Source organism: Parageobacillus galactosidasius, assembly GCF_002217735.1.
GTDB lineage: Bacteria > Bacillota > Bacilli > Bacillales > Anoxybacillaceae > Parageobacillus_B > Parageobacillus_B toebii.
Genome location: NZ_NDYL01000002.1, coordinates 1,435,793 through 1,450,722 on the forward strand (window position 1 = coordinate 1,435,793; position 14,930 = coordinate 1,450,722).

Here is a 14,930-nt window from a genome sequence, read left to right on the forward strand (position 1 = left end):
TTGCACGAAAAAATGGCAAATACTACAACTATGCTACAATAAATTATGAGAGGTGGCGAACGATGGCAACATCGCAACCAAGTGCGCAAACAATCCAGTTAAATAATATTCAGCTTTATTACGAAGCATACAATATGGAACAAAAACGCTCTGTATTTGTTGCGCATCCATCGTCTGTCCACACCTTCCAAGCAAAAATGTTGAGCATACAAAAATTATAAGCGATAATCCTTAAAAAAAGAAGGGAGAGGACGCATTTTATGTATTCGTTTGACGATGTCATCGACCGCCGCAATACCCACTCCTTGAAATGGGATGATACAGAGCGCGTTTTTGGAGCGAAAGACGTGCTGCCATTGTGGGTAGCGGATATGGATTTTCCAGCTCCTCAAGCCGTCATAAAAGCGCTGCATGAACGAATTGCACACGGTATTTTCGGATATACAGTCATTCCCAATTCGCTAAAAGACGCCATAAAGAATTGGCTCAAGTTGCGGCATCAATGGGAGATTGAACCATCCTGGCTTTCGTTTTCTACTGGTGTAGTGCCGGAGATTGCCAATGCCATCGAAGCGTTTACGGAACAAAATGACCGCATCGTCGTCTTTACGCCTGTATATCCTCCGCTGTTTCAGCTTGTTAAAAAACATCAGCGCACGCTTGTAACAAGCCCTTTGCGACTTGCAGAAAACCGCTATGAAATCGATTGGGAAGATTTCGAGAAAAAAATTCAAGGTGCCAAATTATTGCTGTTATGCAGCCCTCATAACCCTGGAGGTCGTGTTTGGACATATGAGGAATTAACGAAAATAGGGGAATTATGCATCAAACATAACGTCATCGTCGTTTCCGACGAAATTCACGCCGATTTGACATTTCTGCCGCACCGACATGTTCCGTTCGCTTCGATTGATCCGGCATTTGCGGAAAACAGCGTCACATGCATCGCTCCGACGAAAACATTTAACCTTGCCGGACTGCAAGCGGCCGCTGCGATTATTCCAAACGAAACATTAAAACGGCAATTTAACAAAGTACAACAACGGCAAGGCTTTTTTACACTCAACACCTTCGCGGTTGCCGGCACCGAAGCAGCTTACCGGCACGGTCAGGAATGGCTCGATGCATTATTGCGATATTTACAAGAAAATATTGATTACTTATGTTCTTACATAGAAGCAAACTTGCCAAAACTTCGTGTCATTCGCCCTGAAGCGACATATCTCGTGTGGATCGATTGCCGGCAACTAGATGTGACAGAACAACAACTAAGGCAGCTTCTTTTAGAGAAAGGGAAGATTGCTGTAGAATTTGGAAGCAAATTCGGAGAAGAAGGGAGAGGATTTATTCGCATGAATGTTGCTTGCCCGCGAAAAACGTTAGAAGATGCTCTTTTCCGCCTATCAGTTGCGTTGCAATAGCTTTCATCTTCGAACAACGAACGAAATTTTAAAAAATAAGAAAAGGCTCTTTCCTTTACACAAGGTAGAGCCTTTTTATCTATTTTTTAATTTCACCACATGCAATTCGTCCACCAGCATCTCCAGCCGGCTGTGTCATCCCATCATCTTTTCTTTCATGGATGACAATCGCCGTCCCGTCTTTTGTCAACAGCGAACCTTTCTGTCCTTCTTTCAGCGTCACATTTGGCGCTGTCAATTCCACGTTTACCGTTCCGTCCTCTTTTACGATAATATTAGGCAAGTCCCCGGCATGAGCCCCTTCTGGATGAAGCAATCCATGTTTCTTTCCATCTGGATTGTAGTGGCTTCCAGCCGATTGAAAGTCCGGCTTTTTGCAAACTCCTTTTTCATGAATGTGAATCGCGTGCTCACCAGGCGGAAGTCCCTCCAAATCCAGTTTCAATTTAACGCCTTTCGCTTGTTCTGATAGTTTTATCGTACCGATCGAATCACCGGCACTATTAATCATATTAACTTCTAAATTCGTCACGTTTTCCTTTTTACAACCGGCGGCAAATAAAAACACCGCCAGTAACAAACCTAACTTTTGAAACACAAAACCCCTCCAGCAACACCTTTTTACATATAGTATTGCCAAAGGGGAAAACAATTAAACCATCATTTTTCATTATGAACAATATTGTCTTTCTTTAATTGTTCTTCTAATTCCTTTGCCTTTTCTTCCTGACGTTTCGAAATTTTTATGATCAGCCGCATCGTTAAAATTGCGGCAATAAGAAAAATCGTACATGTGATGGCAGCTGGAATGTACTCTCGTTTATCTTCAGGAAAATATAAAAAAGTCCAGTTTAATATATATGGAATGATCATCGTTCGACAACCTCTCACGCATAAAATGATACATCAATTATTATATTATCATAAACAAAGCGAAAAATCCGCCAAAAAAGCGACCTTTAAAGAGCAAACTTTTTTCTTAGCTGAGTGAAATCAATCCGTTCCCCAATCGTTGGCGGCTTTGTCTTTGCTAAATATTTTTTGTCATTTTCCACCAATCGGAAAATGTTATAAGTGGTAAAAGCATCGTCTAAAGCACAATGCGCTTTCCCGACTCCTTCATTTCCATATTCTTGGATCGCTTTTCGCAGTCCCGTCTGATTTTTGTCGCCAAAAAACAATTTATATTCCATCGCTAAATCGCGGTGCTCTCCTGTAAATGGAAATGGCAAATTAGCATTCATACAGTTTTCCCGTAACACTTTCATATCCATGCTTCCCCACGTAACCACCGTGCTTGGCCTCGAACGATCGTATTGATGCAACAGCGCAACTAGTTCATGAAAACTCATTCCTTGATCTACTTGCTCTTGCGTAATATTTAAAAATGATTTGCACCGATCTGTAAGCACGGGAAATCGCATTGGTTTCACGTAAGATGAAAATTGGTCACATACTCGGTCATCAACAACTACGACAAGCCCGACTTCAATAATTTCCGGAAAAAATCGTCTTGGTTCCGTCTTCGTCTCTGGCATCGTAAATTCAAAATCAAGGAATAAATATTGTTGTGCTGCGGACATACCTTTTCCCTCCTTTCTTGCTTCATAGAGTAACGAACGATCGTTACTACTATTATATCACGGGGAAACGATATTTTATTTCCCTTTTTCAGAAAATATAAAAAAAGGGCGTAAGCCTGATATATACGAGATATATAAAAGTGGGGCATAAGTTATATAATTAATGGGGAAGTAGGAAAATTATGATGAATAAACTAGCGATTTACTATTCAAATCTTACTTCTAGCAATTTATGAAGCATTTGTACTCCAAGCAAGCCTATTCGTACTTAAACGGAACAGGTTTATTATCTTCAGTGATTTTTATTAAAGGGCTTCTTCTTGATTCGTTTCAAAGAAACGGATATTTCTTCAAAAAGAAAAAAAGGGACTTTTTTACAGCCCCCTGTGATGAAACAGTGCAAGTGCGCCTTTATTAAGCCTATTCGCTTGCCATTGAGAGAGCCGCCTTTATTCCTTTTGATTGCGGAGATCGTCCCGAACGGTTCTTTCCCATAGTTCAACCCCGGAATAATAAGCGGCACGGCTGATAAAATGCGCTGCAACTGGAGAGGTCATAAAAATGAAGACAATTCCTAATAAAAGACGGGAATTAAAATGACCTTCCTGGATGAAAAAATGAAAACACGTGCCAAGTAAAATAAACATAATCCCAAGTGTGGTGCTTTTACTGATAGCATGGCTTCTTGTATACACATCTGGCAGCCGAATCGCTCCGATAGCTGAAATTAACACTAAAATAGCACCAACAACCACGAAGAAAATAACAACTGCATCAGCGATCCCTTTCACGTTCGATGATCACACCTTTCTGTAAAAATTTTGCGAACGCCACCGTTCCAAGGAAAGCTAAAATACCAATTAACAAAATCACTTCAAGAAACGCACTCGTTTCTAATATGATGGAGAAAATCGCTACAATTCCTGCCAAACAAATTCCCATTGCATCAAGTGCAATCACTCGGTCAGCAACGCTCGGCCCTTTCACAACCCGATAAAGAAAACAAAACATGGCAATGGACAAAATAACGAGCGCAATATTAAAAATAACCGTCATTTGCTCACCTCCAGAATCGTCTTTTCAAACGATTCTTTTATTTGTTTAATCGTCTCCTCGACATTAGGAGCATCAAGTGCGTGGACATAAAGCGTATTACGGTCTTCTGACACATCTACAACGAGCGTTCCGGGAGTTAATGTAATTAGGTTAGATAGCACCGTGATTTCCCAGTCTTTTTTTACCTCAAGCGGCAGCGCGAAAATACACGGTTGAATATTCATTGACGGAGCTAATATCACTTTTAGGACAGCAATATTCGACAACAACAGTTCTTTCAAAAAGATAAGAATAAGCTTGCATATCACAAGAAAAGGGATGACATAGAAACGAGAGTGAAAATATCTTCTTAACATGAAAATAATCAGTAAACCAAGAATGTACCCGACAATGAAGGTGGAAGCATTAAACGAAGCGGAAAGAAACATCCAGACAAATGCTAATAAAACATTCAGCAATATTTGTAATGCCATTCGTCTCTACTCCTTTAACACCGACTCGATATAAATCGCTGGATCCGCTAGCACCGATATGGCTTGTGACACGAACGGACGAACAAATTCAATTCCGACTCCATATAAAACCGTCAATCCTAGCAACATAGCGATAGGAATATAAAGTGTGCGAATTTCTTTTGCTTCATATCCTTTTTGTTCGCCCCAACATCCATAAACAAAAATTTTCATAATAGAATAGAGCACGAACAAACTCGACAGCAAAATAACGAGAGCAGAAAGAAGCTGGCCGTCAGCAAAACTGGAGCGAACAATAAGCGTTTTTCCTATAAAGCCGCTGAACGGCGGGATGCCTGCAAGCGCGAGAGCAGAAAGAAACACCATCCATCCTAACAGCGGATAGGTTTTCATTAATCCACTAAATTGATTCAACTGATTCGTTCCCGTAACATACGCAATCGCTCCAATAATCAAAAACATCGTTGTTTTCATCACCATATCTTGCAGTAAATAAAAGACAGTACCTTCCAAGCTTTCGTTCGTCATCAGTGAAATCCCAAACGTCATGACACCGACCGCCGCAATAATGTTATAAATAACGATTTGCCGCAAATCACGATAAGCAATTGCCCCGATGACTCCGACAACAATTGTTCCAATGGACAACCATGCTAAAATAGTGTGCGTATAACCTACATCATGATGAAAAATAAGAGTAAATGTACGTAAAATTGAATATACTCCTACTTTCGTAAGAAGGCCGCCGAAAAGAGCCAAAACAGCGGATGGCGGAGCGGAATACGACCCTGGAAGCCAGAAATAAAACGGGAAAATCGCTCCTTTTAACCCGAAAACGATAAGGAACAAAATAGCAATCACCGTTAAAATAGACTGATTTTCCACCTCGGCTACACGAACAGAAAGGTGGGCCATGTTTAACGTTCCAGTTACAGCGTATAAATATCCCACAGCAATAACGAATAGAGCGGATGAAAAAACATTGACGAGCATATACTTAATCGTTTCCCGCAACTGTATTTTCGTTCCTCCCAATACAAGAAGAACATACGAAGATATAAGCATCACTTCGTAAAAGACAAACAAGTTAAAAATATCTCCGGTTGTAAACGCACCATTAATACCAACAAGCAAAAAATAGAAGAACGAATAGTAATAAAATGATTCGCGGCTGCGGCCAATGGTGGCAAAAGAATAAAGCAAGCAGGCAAACGCAATGATGCTTGTCGTCAATACAAGCATGGCAGACAGCATATCCGATACAAGCGTAATACCGAATGGAGCAGGCCAGTTTCCGATATCCAACGTTTGTATTCCTTCCGTATGAACACGGCGTACTAGCATGATGCTAGCGAATATCATTCCTAATGCTCCAAAAACGGATATCGCTTTTTGAGCAGAAATATTCTTCGCGAAAAAAATTAGGACAATAGCAGTAACTAATGGAATGATTATTGGCAATATCAGTAAATTAATCATCTTCTTCCTTTCCCCTCATTTTTTCAATATTATCCGTTCCAATCTCTTGATATGAACGATAAGCGAGAACTAGAAAAAAGGCAGTTACACCAAAGCTGATCACAATCGCTGTCAAAATGAGCGCTTGTGGTATTGGATCCACATATTGTTTCGCCTGTTCTTCTAATAGAGGCGGGGCCCCAGCCTTTAATCCCCCCATTGTTAACAACAGTAAATGTGCTCCATGACTTAGTAAACCGGTTCCGATAATAATTCGGAGCAAACTTTTACTCAATATGAGATAAGTAGCCCCGGCAAACAAACAGCCAATGACAATAATCATGACAATTTCCATTAATCGCTCTCTCCTATCGTTTCAATAATGGTCATCGTAGTTCCGATAACGACAAGATATACGCCTAAGTCGAAAAGAACAGCGGTATGCAGCGATGTTTGGCCTAACAGCGGGAGATGAAAGTGATGGTAAGCATGGGTTAAAAAGGGGACATTAAAAACAAGTCCCCCTATTCCCGTACCGACAGCAAATAAAAGCCCAACACCGATTAAAATTTTATAATCAACTGGAATCATTGATCGAACTGTCTTTATATCAAACGTCAAAAGCAACAACACGATGGCGCCGGAAGTCATTAGCCCGGCAATAAATCCTCCGCCTGGATGATAATGCCCCGCAAAAAAGAGATGAATGGAAAATAAGATGATAATAAACGTCACGACACAGGTCAACGTCCGCAAAATAACGTCGTTCGTTTTCACTATTTCTCTCCTTTCGACATTCGTAGTTTGACCATCACGTAAATGCCCAAAGCTGCAATACCGAGCACACATATTTCAAACATCGTATCAAAACCCCGGAAATCAACTAAAATGACATTGACCATATTTTTTCCCGCGGCTTTTTCATACGTATTTTCCACATAATATTGGGCAATGGTGTCGAAATTTTTTTGGCTATAGGAAAGTAAAGCGATCAAGCTAACTATCACTCCGACCCCTATGGAAATGAGGGCATTTCCCAATCTAAAACGAATCCCTTTTTCATGACGGCTGAGCTGTGGCAGGTGATAAAAGCAAAGCAAAAATAGCGAGACGGAAATCGTTTCAATGACTAACTGCGTCAACGCTAAATCCGGTGCACGGAACAATACGAAGAAAAGAGTGACCGTATAGCCGACGGAACCAAGTGCAATAATGGCGGTTAGACGTGATTTAGCCATGATAGTAGTGATGGTTCCAGCGATGATAATTAGTGATAATACAAGTTCATGAGCCCCTACTGGTGCCAGATGATCAGTTGAAATATGCCATTTTCCTTTCACCAAGATGGAGAAAGCGAGCAACGCAATGAAAGCGGAGAGAATATACACAAAGTAAGTACGGATATAGCCTGTCATATAGCTTTCGGTTAACGTGTACGATCCTCTCTCCATTCCATCTACCATACGGTCATACAGATGATTAAGAGAAAGACGCTTCGGAAATTTTTGATATAGACTTTTCCATCTTGGAAACGTCTTGTACAACATTGTCCCAAGTACAATAACGCCAATCGTCATCCATAGCTCAATGGTCCATCCGTGCCAGTGGCTAATGTGCAGCGCCGATCCTTCCGTGCGAAATGGACCGGTTAAAATCGCATCAGCAGCTGGAGCGATGAGCGTATGTGACAACATGTTTGGGAAAAGTCCAAATACGATGACGAGAAGCGCGAGAACAACCGGAGCAATAAGCATTCCTAACGGCGCTTCGTGCGGTTTTTTCGGCAATTGTTCAGGCTGATAGGAGCCGAAAAACGTTCTGCCGAGTAACAAAAAGCTGTACAAGAACGTAAAAACGCTAGCAATCCATGCAATAACCGGGAATAAAATTCCCCATGTATCAAGCGAAAAAATGTCCGCCTGCAGCACCCGAACCATTGCCGTAAAAAACATTTCTTTGCTTAAAAATCCATTAAACGGTGGCATTCCCGCCATCGATAGCGCACCAATCAACGCAACTGTAAATGTGATTGGCATCACCGTCATTAAACCGCCGAGACGACGAACATCTCTCGTCCCTGTTTCATGGTCAACAATGCCTACGACCATAAACAAGCTTCCTTTAAACGTCGCATGGTTAATCAAATGGAACACTGCCGCCACCGTCGCGATTATATATATATTGTCATCAATAGTATCGTAATGAAACGAGAGCGCTCCAACACCAAGCAGCGACATGATTAAGCCGAGCTGGCTAACGGTAGAATACGCTAATATACCTTTGAGATCCGTCTGCCGTGGAGCGTGAAACGACGCCCAAAACAGTGTCAAAATTCCTATTCCGCCAACTAGCCAAATCCATAACGGCGATACGGCGAATATTGGCGTTAAGCGCGCAACTAAGTAAATCCCTGCTTTCACCATCGTTGCGGAATGCAAGTATGCACTTACTGGCGTTGGCGCTTCCATGGCATCAGGAAGCCAAATATAAAACGGAAACTGCGCAGATTTTGTAAAAGCCCCTAACAAAATTAGCAATAACGCCGGCACAAACAGCGAATGGCCTGCCAGCTCGGAAGATTGGGCAGCTAATTCGCGTATGCTATACGTTCCTCCCATGACAGACAGCAGCAAAAAGCCCCCAAGCAAGGCAAGTCCGCCAAAAATCGTAATCAACATCGATTTCTGCGCCCCGTAACGGGAGCGTTCACGCTCATTCCAATAGCCAATTAATAAGAAAGAAGAAAGCGAAGTTAATTCCCAAAACAAATACAGCACCATTAAATTATCGGAAAGAACGACGCCGAGCATCGCTCCCATAAATAAAAGCAAATATACATAAAAATGATGAAGCTTTTCTTTTTCTTTTGATAAATAATAAACCGAATATAAAATAACAAGGGAACCAATTCCTGTAATTAAGAGCGCGAATAATAAACCTAACCCGTCTACATAAGCAGTAAAATCCAATCCTAGAGAGGGAATCCAAGGTACGGTTTCTATTTGTGTGCCATATTTCTCTGTAATCGAAATATACTGAATAAAGTAGATAAATAAGATGATAGGCAAAGGCAAAATAAACAAACCGGTATGAATAGGGCGAACATACTTATACAGAAACGGAACAAAAATAGCTAATAAAAATGGAGATATAATTGCCCAATGCAACATCGACACCGCTTAATCCTCCTAACTTATATTACTTTAGCTGCCTCATCGCCATATTTTATATACAATAACCTTTTGCTAACTATTTGAAGTGAGGCCAATGCAGCAAACATGCCTATTTTAATTATAAGAAATAGTGAAATGTGCTTCTGACTACTATTCTACCTTGCATGTTGTCGATATACACTACCATTCATCTTTCCCCATTCCATAAATGGTCGTTCGTTATCATGAATATCTATTATTTACGTTTTTCCTTATGAATGAATTGCGTTTTATTTTATGATAACATTTGAATGTTTTTTTGTTCAATTCAGCTTGCTCACATTGACTAAACCAATGGGGGTTGTCCAACAGCGATACACGTTTCCCCTTTTTGCCCCTTCATGAAGCAACGCGATTTTCTCTTAACCATGTTATAATTGACGAAACAACTCCCATTTCATTGCTCTAAGGTTGGCAAAAAATTAAAAACTCTTCCATTTTTCATTCCGTTCTCCCGCAATGCACATATAGTAATATAGATTATTCACTAATAAGGGGGAACACCACCATGTTTTATGCCTCATTTCCCTTATCCTATCCGATAAGGCAGTATCCGCCTGTTAATCCAACTTTTGTATAAAGTCTCCATTGAGATGATTTGTTATGTGCATACTGAAAAAATATTATAGTTGACATAAAAAACATTGTTCGGTACTATTTTGTTAACCGATAAATAAAAGGGGGTTTACATATGAAAGAAACACGCCCAAAATGGCGGGCTATTGACTTAACATTAGTCGGCATGTTTGCAGCATTAATGGCAATTGGAGCAAATATTACGTCGTGGGCGCCATTTCTAGTTATCGGCGGTGTTCCGATTACATTACAAACGTTTTTTTGCGTGCTTGCTGGCGCAATTTTAGGGCGAAGATTGGGAGCAGTAGCAATGATTGTTTATATGCTCATTGGGCTATTCGGCGCTCCTGTGTTTGCACAGTTTGGCGGAGGATTTGGCAGCGTTGCCAGACCAACGTTTGGATTTATTATATCGTTCATTTTTGCTGCTTATGTAACAGGATGGATGATTGAACGGGGAAACGGAAATCCGTCCGTTGTTCGATTTATCGCTGCTACGCTCGCTGGTATGGCCATTAACTATCTGATCGGCACCAACTGGATGTATATCGCTTATAAATTTTGGGCGGAAGCGCCTAAAGGATTTTCCTATGCTTTGGCATGGAGTTGGATGATCGTCCCGCTTCCAAAAGACATTATTTTATCCGTGATCGCTGGCATCCTTTCACCGCGAATTTATATGTCTGTCCGTAAATCCGCCTCATACCATCAACGCGTGGCATAGAGTAGCGCTCCCATAAAAACTTTTCATAAAAAAACGTGCATGTGAATCCATGCACGTTTTTTAAAAAAACAATCTAAAGATTTGATAGACAAATCCAGCAATAAGTGCAGAAACAGGCAACGTAATAATCCATGTTAATACAATGCGCTGCGCCACACCCCATTTAACGCCTTTAACTCGTTGTGCCGCACCAACCCCCATGATTGCGGAAGAAATAACATGGGTCGTACTAACAGGCAAGTGAATCGTGGTGGCGCCAAAAATGATCAGAGCGGACGATAAATCTGCCGCCGCCCCGTTGATTGGGCGGATTTTCATAATTTTTCCCCCAACCGTTTTAATAATTTTCCATCCACCTACTGCGGTTCCAAGCCCCATGGCCGTCGCTGCAGAGATTCTAACCCATTCCGGAATATCTGTCGACGTATGATAGCCAGCGGCAATCAGTGCCATTGTGATAATCCCCATTGCTTTTTGGGCATCGTTTGTTCCGTGTGTATATGCTTGTAACGAGGCTGTCACGACCTGAAACATACGGAACCCTTTTGTCGTGCGTGACAAATTGGCATTTTTAAATATGAAACGGAATAGAGTCATCATCACAAAGCCGACTCCCAAAGCAAGGAAAGGAGAAATCACAAGAGACTCCATAATTTTCAAAAATCCTTCATAATGCAAAACATCAAACCCTGCTGCAGAAACAGCGGCACCCGCAATAGAACCGATTAACGCATGCGAAGAACTGCTTGGAATTCCGTAATACCACGTAATTAAATTCCACGCAATGGCTGCTGTCAATGCCGCTAAAATGACGACGGAACCGTTCTCGAGTGCGAATGGATCAACAATATCTTTCGTAATCGTTTTTGCAACACCAGTAAATGTCAATGCGCCAATAAAGTTCATTGTCGCCGCTAAAATAATCGCTTGTCGTGGCGCTAATGCTCTTGTTGATACCGATGTTGCAATGGCATTGGCAGTATCATGAAACCCGTTAATAAAATCAAATGCCAACGCAAAAATGACAATAAGAGCCGTAAGTAAAAATATCATATCCATAAAAACAACGTCCCCTTTTATGCGTTACGCATGATGATTGTTTCAATCGTATTCGCCACATCCTCGCAGCTATCCGCAATTTCCTCTAACATTTCATATAGTTCTTTATATTGAATGATCTTAATCGGATCCTTTTGTTCTACAAATAAATTTTTGATCGAAGCACGTAAAATTTCATCGCATTTTGTCTCATAATCCTTAATTTTAATGGCATGTGTCCGCATATCGAGAAGCTTTTTCTGAGACAACAATTTAAGTGCATTAACAATTTCAATCGTGCTTTGATAAATATTATTAAAAAATTGCACCATATGATCATCAATTTCCGTAAATGAAAACATTTCGAAGCGGGCGGAACATTGTTCTAGCCCATCTAACACATCGTCCATCTTCATTGCTAATTGGTGAATGTCTTCGCGCTCAATTGGCGTAATAAACGTTTTATTTAATTCGACAACAAGCTCATGAATATAGGAGTCGCCCTTGCGCTCATATTCTTTCATCACACGCGCAAATTCTTTCAAATCGCTGACATTACGGATTTTATACTCGACAAAATATTGCGCCGCTTCTTTCACATTTTCGGAAATCGTAAATAATAAATCAAAAAAGACATCTTTTTTTGGTGAAAAAATCATATGAAAACCCCCATTTATTTAACGTATGGAAATTTGGCCACTGTGTTCTATTTTAGCAATAAATGTCGAATTTACAATGAACATATAAAAAATTTACACTAAATTTACATTACCTTAACATTTTATAAATATTTTTTAAGTATATCATTCCAAAAAGAAAACGAAGCCATACAAGTCGGCTTCGTTTTTCATATTATTCGAATCGCTCCACCAACGTCGCAAGCGTGCGAACCATTACCCCAGTAGCTCCAGACGGTCCGAGATCATGCTCTTTCGAAGTAACGGATGTTCCCGCAATATCAAGATGAACCCACGGTGTATCTTCCGCAAATTCACCGAGAAACGCACCGCCCATAATCGCATGTCCTTCTCGTCCTGGTGAATTATTAAGGTCTGCAATTTTACTGCTGCGTACACGTTCCTTATCCTTTTCCGTAATTGGCAAGCGCCAAATAAACTCCCCTGTTTCCGCAGACGCTTCTAACACTTGCTCAAATAACGCTTCGTTATTGGTCATCGCACCCGTTGTATGAACGCCAAGCGCTACAATGACACCGCCCGTTAGCGTCGCGACATCAATTAAATAGCTGGCGCCATGATGTTTCGCATATGTAATGGCATCTGCTAAAATAAGACGGCCTTCTGCATCGGTATTTTTTACTTCAATCGTTTTTCCGCTCATCGATGTAATCACATCGTCCGGTTTAAACGCTTCACCGCTAATCATATTGTCAGTAGCCGGAATGACAGCAACAACATTTTGTTCTGGGCGAAGCTCCCCGATAATTTCCATCGTGCCAAGCACTGCCGCCGCACCAGCCATATCTGTTTTCATATCGACCATGCTTTCACGTGGTTTAAGGGAGTAGCCGCCAGTATCAAACGTCACTCCTTTTCCGACAAGCCCGATGACGTTTTCCCACGTTTCTTTCCCTTGGTATTTGAGGACGATCATTTTTGGCGGATTTTTGGAGCCTTGGTTCACAGCGAGAAACGCTCCCATTCCGAGCTTTTCCATATCGTCTTTTTCCAGAATTTCATATTCAAACTCATATTTGTTTGCTAATTCCACTGCGTAATTCGCTAAATCTGCCGCGGTTAATAAGTTGCTAGGCGTATTGACCAACGTGCGCGCCGAGTTTGTCGCTTTTCCGTATACGGAGCCGACAAACACGCTTGCTTCGATTTCTGCTTGATCGGCTTCTGTGTAAATCGTAATTGATTCGATCCGCTTTTCTGGTTCGTTCTTTTTTTGTTTATATCCAGGAAATTCGTATGTCGCAAGGTAATAAGCTTCCGAAAGCGCATGTGCCGCATCACTTGCGTCAATATCTTTTGTTACAAACGTATCTAAAGCGATTGCCGCTTCCGTTCGTTTTGCTTGTTTTAATGTTTTAAACAGCTTGCCAAACGCTTCTCGCAATAAATCAAATGTCAACGCTTCTTCTTTTCCTAATCCGACAAAATAAAGTCGTTTTACTCCCGCTTGATTGAGAGTATGTACTTTGGAAATTTGCTTTTTCTTGGCGGAAATATCCCCTTCTTTCAACAAAACCGATACTTGTCCGCCAAGGCGGCGATCACATTCGGCAATAATTCCGTCTAACGGCTGATTTTTTTCAAACATCCCAACCACTAGCACTTCATGCGTTGTATCAAGGGACAGCTGCTGTTTAATGGTAAACATCTCATCATCTCTCCTTACGATACGGTTTCTTTTTCCATTATATCGAAATACAATGACTATTTCGATATTCCAAACTCATCATAATTCCAGTGGATAATGTTGACAATCTTATCTTCTCCCTTTTTTCAAAATATCACAAGGAAACAGCATACGCATGTGGAATGAAAAAAGAAGGGAGCATATTGTTCCCCAATGACAAATGGAAGGAGAAGTGCGATGAGACTTATTTCGCTTTGTCCAAGCAACACGGAATTGCTCGCTTATTTAGATATGCACGACCACCTTATTGCCGTAGACAATCATTCCGATTGGCCATCTTCCGTATGCCATCTCCCGAGAGTCGGTCCCGACTTAAATATCGATATGGAAAAGGTAGAAGCAATGAAACCGGATTTAGTGCTTGCTTCTTTAAGCGTTCCAGGCATGGAACGAAACGTACAAGAACTGCAGAAACGGAACATTCCCCACATCGTTTTTGCGCCAAATTCATTGCACGATATTGCGGATGACTTGCTTCGTCTCGGTGAAACACTTGGCCAAAAAGAAACGGCACAAGCCGTTGTTCGCCGCTATCACACGTTTATAGAGAAATATCGCCAGCTGTCCGCGAATATTAAGCATCCTGCGCGGCTGTATTGGGAGTGGTGGCCAAGGCCGATTTTTACACCTGGTAAAACAAATTGGCTAACAGAAATTAGCCAACTAGCCGGAGCAACGAATATTTTTGCCGATATCGAGCAAGCAAACGTGCAAACCAACTGGGATGAAGTGATAAAGCGAAATCCTTCTCATATTTGCCTCGTCTGGGTTGGCGTGCAGACAAAAAAAATGAATAAAGATGCTGTCAAAAATAGACTTGATGCAGAGAAAGTGGACGCTATCCTTACAGAGAGAATTTACTTGCTCGAAGAATCGTTATATTGCCGTCCTTCTCCGCGGCTTTTGCTTGGTCTAAAAAAACTTGCCGCCTTGTTGCATCCGTCTGTTTTTCCACCTGATGACGGGATTGACCCATTGTTAACAAAATAAAGGGCGGTGCTTGT

At 41.3% G+C, this 14,930-nt stretch carries 17 protein-coding genes; 4 read left to right on the forward strand and 13 right to left on the reverse strand.

The window, feature by feature from the left end:
* The first annotated feature begins 62 nt into the window (after positions 1 to 62).
* Positions 63 to 221, forward strand: coding sequence for a hypothetical protein (locus B9L23_RS20630; RefSeq protein ID WP_015864938.1), 159 nt, complete (start codon positions 63 to 65; stop codon positions 219 to 221).
* A 39-nt stretch (positions 222 to 260) separates the two neighbouring features.
* Positions 261 to 1,421: a MalY/PatB family protein gene (locus B9L23_RS16905; RefSeq protein ID WP_062755863.1), complete on the forward strand. Its 1,161-nt coding sequence runs from the start codon at positions 261 to 263 to the stop codon at positions 1,419 to 1,421.
* A gap of 79 nt (positions 1,422 to 1,500) precedes the next feature.
* Here the strand turns inward: B9L23_RS16905 and B9L23_RS16910 are convergent, their stop codons facing one another.
* The 10 genes from B9L23_RS16910 to B9L23_RS16955 all read right to left on the reverse strand — a co-directional run bounded on the left by B9L23_RS16910 (position 1,501) and on the right by B9L23_RS16955 (position 9,167).
* On the reverse strand, positions 1,501 to 2,019 hold the full coding sequence (locus tag B9L23_RS16910) for a superoxide dismutase family protein (RefSeq protein ID WP_015864940.1): 519 nt from the start codon (positions 2,017 to 2,019) through the stop codon (positions 1,501 to 1,503).
* Positions 2,020 to 2,081: 62 nt separating this feature from the next.
* Entirely contained in the window at positions 2,082 to 2,294 is a 213-nt protein-coding gene (locus B9L23_RS16915; RefSeq protein WP_015864941.1) for a hypothetical protein, read from the reverse strand.
* 86 nt (positions 2,295 to 2,380) lie between these two features.
* Complete coding sequence (gene kapD, locus B9L23_RS16920) at positions 2,381 to 3,004, reverse strand: 3'-5' exonuclease KapD (protein WP_062755860.1); 624 nt, start codon at positions 3,002 to 3,004, stop codon at positions 2,381 to 2,383.
* A 449-nt stretch (positions 3,005 to 3,453) separates the two neighbouring features.
* A complete protein-coding gene (gene mnhG, locus B9L23_RS16925; RefSeq protein ID WP_062678372.1) occupies positions 3,454 to 3,795 on the reverse strand; it encodes a monovalent cation/H(+) antiporter subunit G in 342 nt (113 codons plus the stop codon).
* Positions 3,779 to 4,060 (reverse strand): Na(+)/H(+) antiporter subunit F1, encoded by a 282-nt coding sequence (locus B9L23_RS16930; RefSeq protein WP_062755857.1) that lies wholly within the window; start codon positions 4,058 to 4,060, stop codon positions 3,779 to 3,781. Before B9L23_RS16930 ends, mnhG begins: the two co-directional genes overlap by 17 nt.
* A complete protein-coding gene (locus tag B9L23_RS16935) occupies positions 4,057 to 4,533 on the reverse strand; it encodes a Na+/H+ antiporter subunit E (protein WP_081189121.1) in 477 nt (158 codons plus the stop codon). Before B9L23_RS16935 ends, B9L23_RS16930 begins: the two co-directional genes overlap by 4 nt.
* A gap of 6 nt (positions 4,534 to 4,539) precedes the next feature.
* Complete coding sequence (locus B9L23_RS16940) at positions 4,540 to 6,012, reverse strand: Na+/H+ antiporter subunit D (RefSeq protein ID WP_062755853.1); 1,473 nt, start codon at positions 6,010 to 6,012, stop codon at positions 4,540 to 4,542.
* Entirely contained in the window at positions 6,005 to 6,346 is a 342-nt protein-coding gene (locus B9L23_RS16945) for a Na(+)/H(+) antiporter subunit C (protein WP_015864947.1), read from the reverse strand. Before B9L23_RS16945 ends, B9L23_RS16940 begins: the two co-directional genes overlap by 8 nt.
* Complete coding sequence (locus B9L23_RS16950) at positions 6,346 to 6,768, reverse strand: Na(+)/H(+) antiporter subunit B (RefSeq protein ID WP_062755851.1); 423 nt, start codon at positions 6,766 to 6,768, stop codon at positions 6,346 to 6,348. Before B9L23_RS16950 ends, B9L23_RS16945 begins: the two co-directional genes overlap by 1 nt.
* Positions 6,768 to 9,167 (reverse strand): Na+/H+ antiporter subunit A, encoded by a 2,400-nt coding sequence (locus B9L23_RS16955; RefSeq protein WP_015864949.1) that lies wholly within the window; start codon positions 9,165 to 9,167, stop codon positions 6,768 to 6,770. The genes B9L23_RS16950 and B9L23_RS16955 overlap by 1 nt, the downstream gene beginning before the upstream one ends.
* A 727-nt stretch (positions 9,168 to 9,894) precedes the next feature.
* Here B9L23_RS16955 and B9L23_RS16960 point away from each other — a divergent pair.
* Positions 9,895 to 10,503, forward strand: a complete 609-nt coding sequence (locus tag B9L23_RS16960; protein WP_089098058.1) for a biotin transporter BioY — start codon at positions 9,895 to 9,897, stop codon at positions 10,501 to 10,503.
* 60 nt (positions 10,504 to 10,563) lie between these two features.
* Here B9L23_RS16960 and B9L23_RS16965 read toward each other — a convergent pair whose 3' ends face one another.
* From B9L23_RS16965 to B9L23_RS16975, 3 genes are all read right to left on the reverse strand, one after another.
* The gene (locus B9L23_RS16965) at positions 10,564 to 11,562 is read right to left on the reverse strand and encodes an inorganic phosphate transporter (protein ID WP_089098059.1); all 999 of its coding nucleotides are present in this window, start codon (positions 11,560 to 11,562) and stop codon (positions 10,564 to 10,566) included.
* Between the two features lie 17 nt (positions 11,563 to 11,579).
* Positions 11,580 to 12,200 carry a DUF47 domain-containing protein gene (locus B9L23_RS16970; protein ID WP_062755846.1) on the reverse strand — a complete coding sequence of 207 codons (621 nt, stop codon included), beginning with the start codon at positions 12,198 to 12,200 and terminating at the stop codon, positions 11,580 to 11,582.
* A gap of 193 nt (positions 12,201 to 12,393) precedes the next feature.
* Complete coding sequence (locus B9L23_RS16975) at positions 12,394 to 13,887, reverse strand: leucyl aminopeptidase (RefSeq protein ID WP_089098060.1); 1,494 nt, start codon at positions 13,885 to 13,887, stop codon at positions 12,394 to 12,396.
* Between the two features lie 216 nt (positions 13,888 to 14,103).
* On the opposite strand from B9L23_RS16975, the gene B9L23_RS16980 reads away from it, so the two are divergent.
* Positions 14,104 to 14,916 (forward strand): cobalamin-binding protein, encoded by an 813-nt coding sequence (locus B9L23_RS16980; protein WP_089098061.1) that lies wholly within the window; start codon positions 14,104 to 14,106, stop codon positions 14,914 to 14,916.
* The last annotated feature ends 14 nt before the right edge of the window (positions 14,917 to 14,930 follow it).

Excerpts from the sequence above, each read along its gene's own strand:
- B9L23_RS20630 (WP_015864938.1), top strand. The coding sequence starts at position 63 with ATGGCAACATCGCAACCAAGTGCGCAAACAATCCAGTTAAATAATATT.
- B9L23_RS16905 (WP_062755863.1), top strand. The coding sequence starts at position 261 with ATGTATTCGTTTGACGATGTCATCGACCGCCGCAATACCCACTCCTTG.
- B9L23_RS16915 (WP_015864941.1), bottom strand. The coding sequence starts at position 2,294 with ATGATCATTCCATATATATTAAACTGGACTTTTTTATATTTTCCTGAA.
- kapD (WP_062755860.1), bottom strand. The coding sequence starts at position 3,004 with ATGTCCGCAGCACAACAATATTTATTCCTTGATTTTGAATTTACGATG.
- B9L23_RS16930 (WP_062755857.1), bottom strand. The coding sequence starts at position 4,060 with ATGACGGTTATTTTTAATATTGCGCTCGTTATTTTGTCCATTGCCATG.
- B9L23_RS16935 (WP_081189121.1), bottom strand. The coding sequence starts at position 4,533 with ATGGCATTACAAATATTGCTGAATGTTTTATTAGCATTTGTCTGGATG.
- B9L23_RS16940 (WP_062755853.1), bottom strand. The coding sequence starts at position 6,012 with ATGATTAATTTACTGATATTGCCAATAATCATTCCATTAGTTACTGCT.
- B9L23_RS16945 (WP_015864947.1), bottom strand. The coding sequence starts at position 6,346 with ATGGAAATTGTCATGATTATTGTCATTGGCTGTTTGTTTGCCGGGGCT.
- B9L23_RS16960 (WP_089098058.1), top strand. The coding sequence starts at position 9,895 with ATGAAAGAAACACGCCCAAAATGGCGGGCTATTGACTTAACATTAGTC.
- B9L23_RS16965 (WP_089098059.1), bottom strand. The coding sequence starts at position 11,562 with ATGGATATGATATTTTTACTTACGGCTCTTATTGTCATTTTTGCGTTG.
- B9L23_RS16970 (WP_062755846.1), bottom strand. The coding sequence starts at position 12,200 with ATGATTTTTTCACCAAAAAAAGATGTCTTTTTTGATTTATTATTTACG.
- B9L23_RS16975 (WP_089098060.1), bottom strand. The coding sequence starts at position 13,887 with ATGTTTACCATTAAACAGCAGCTGTCCCTTGATACAACGCATGAAGTG.
- B9L23_RS16980 (WP_089098061.1), top strand. The coding sequence starts at position 14,104 with ATGAGACTTATTTCGCTTTGTCCAAGCAACACGGAATTGCTCGCTTAT.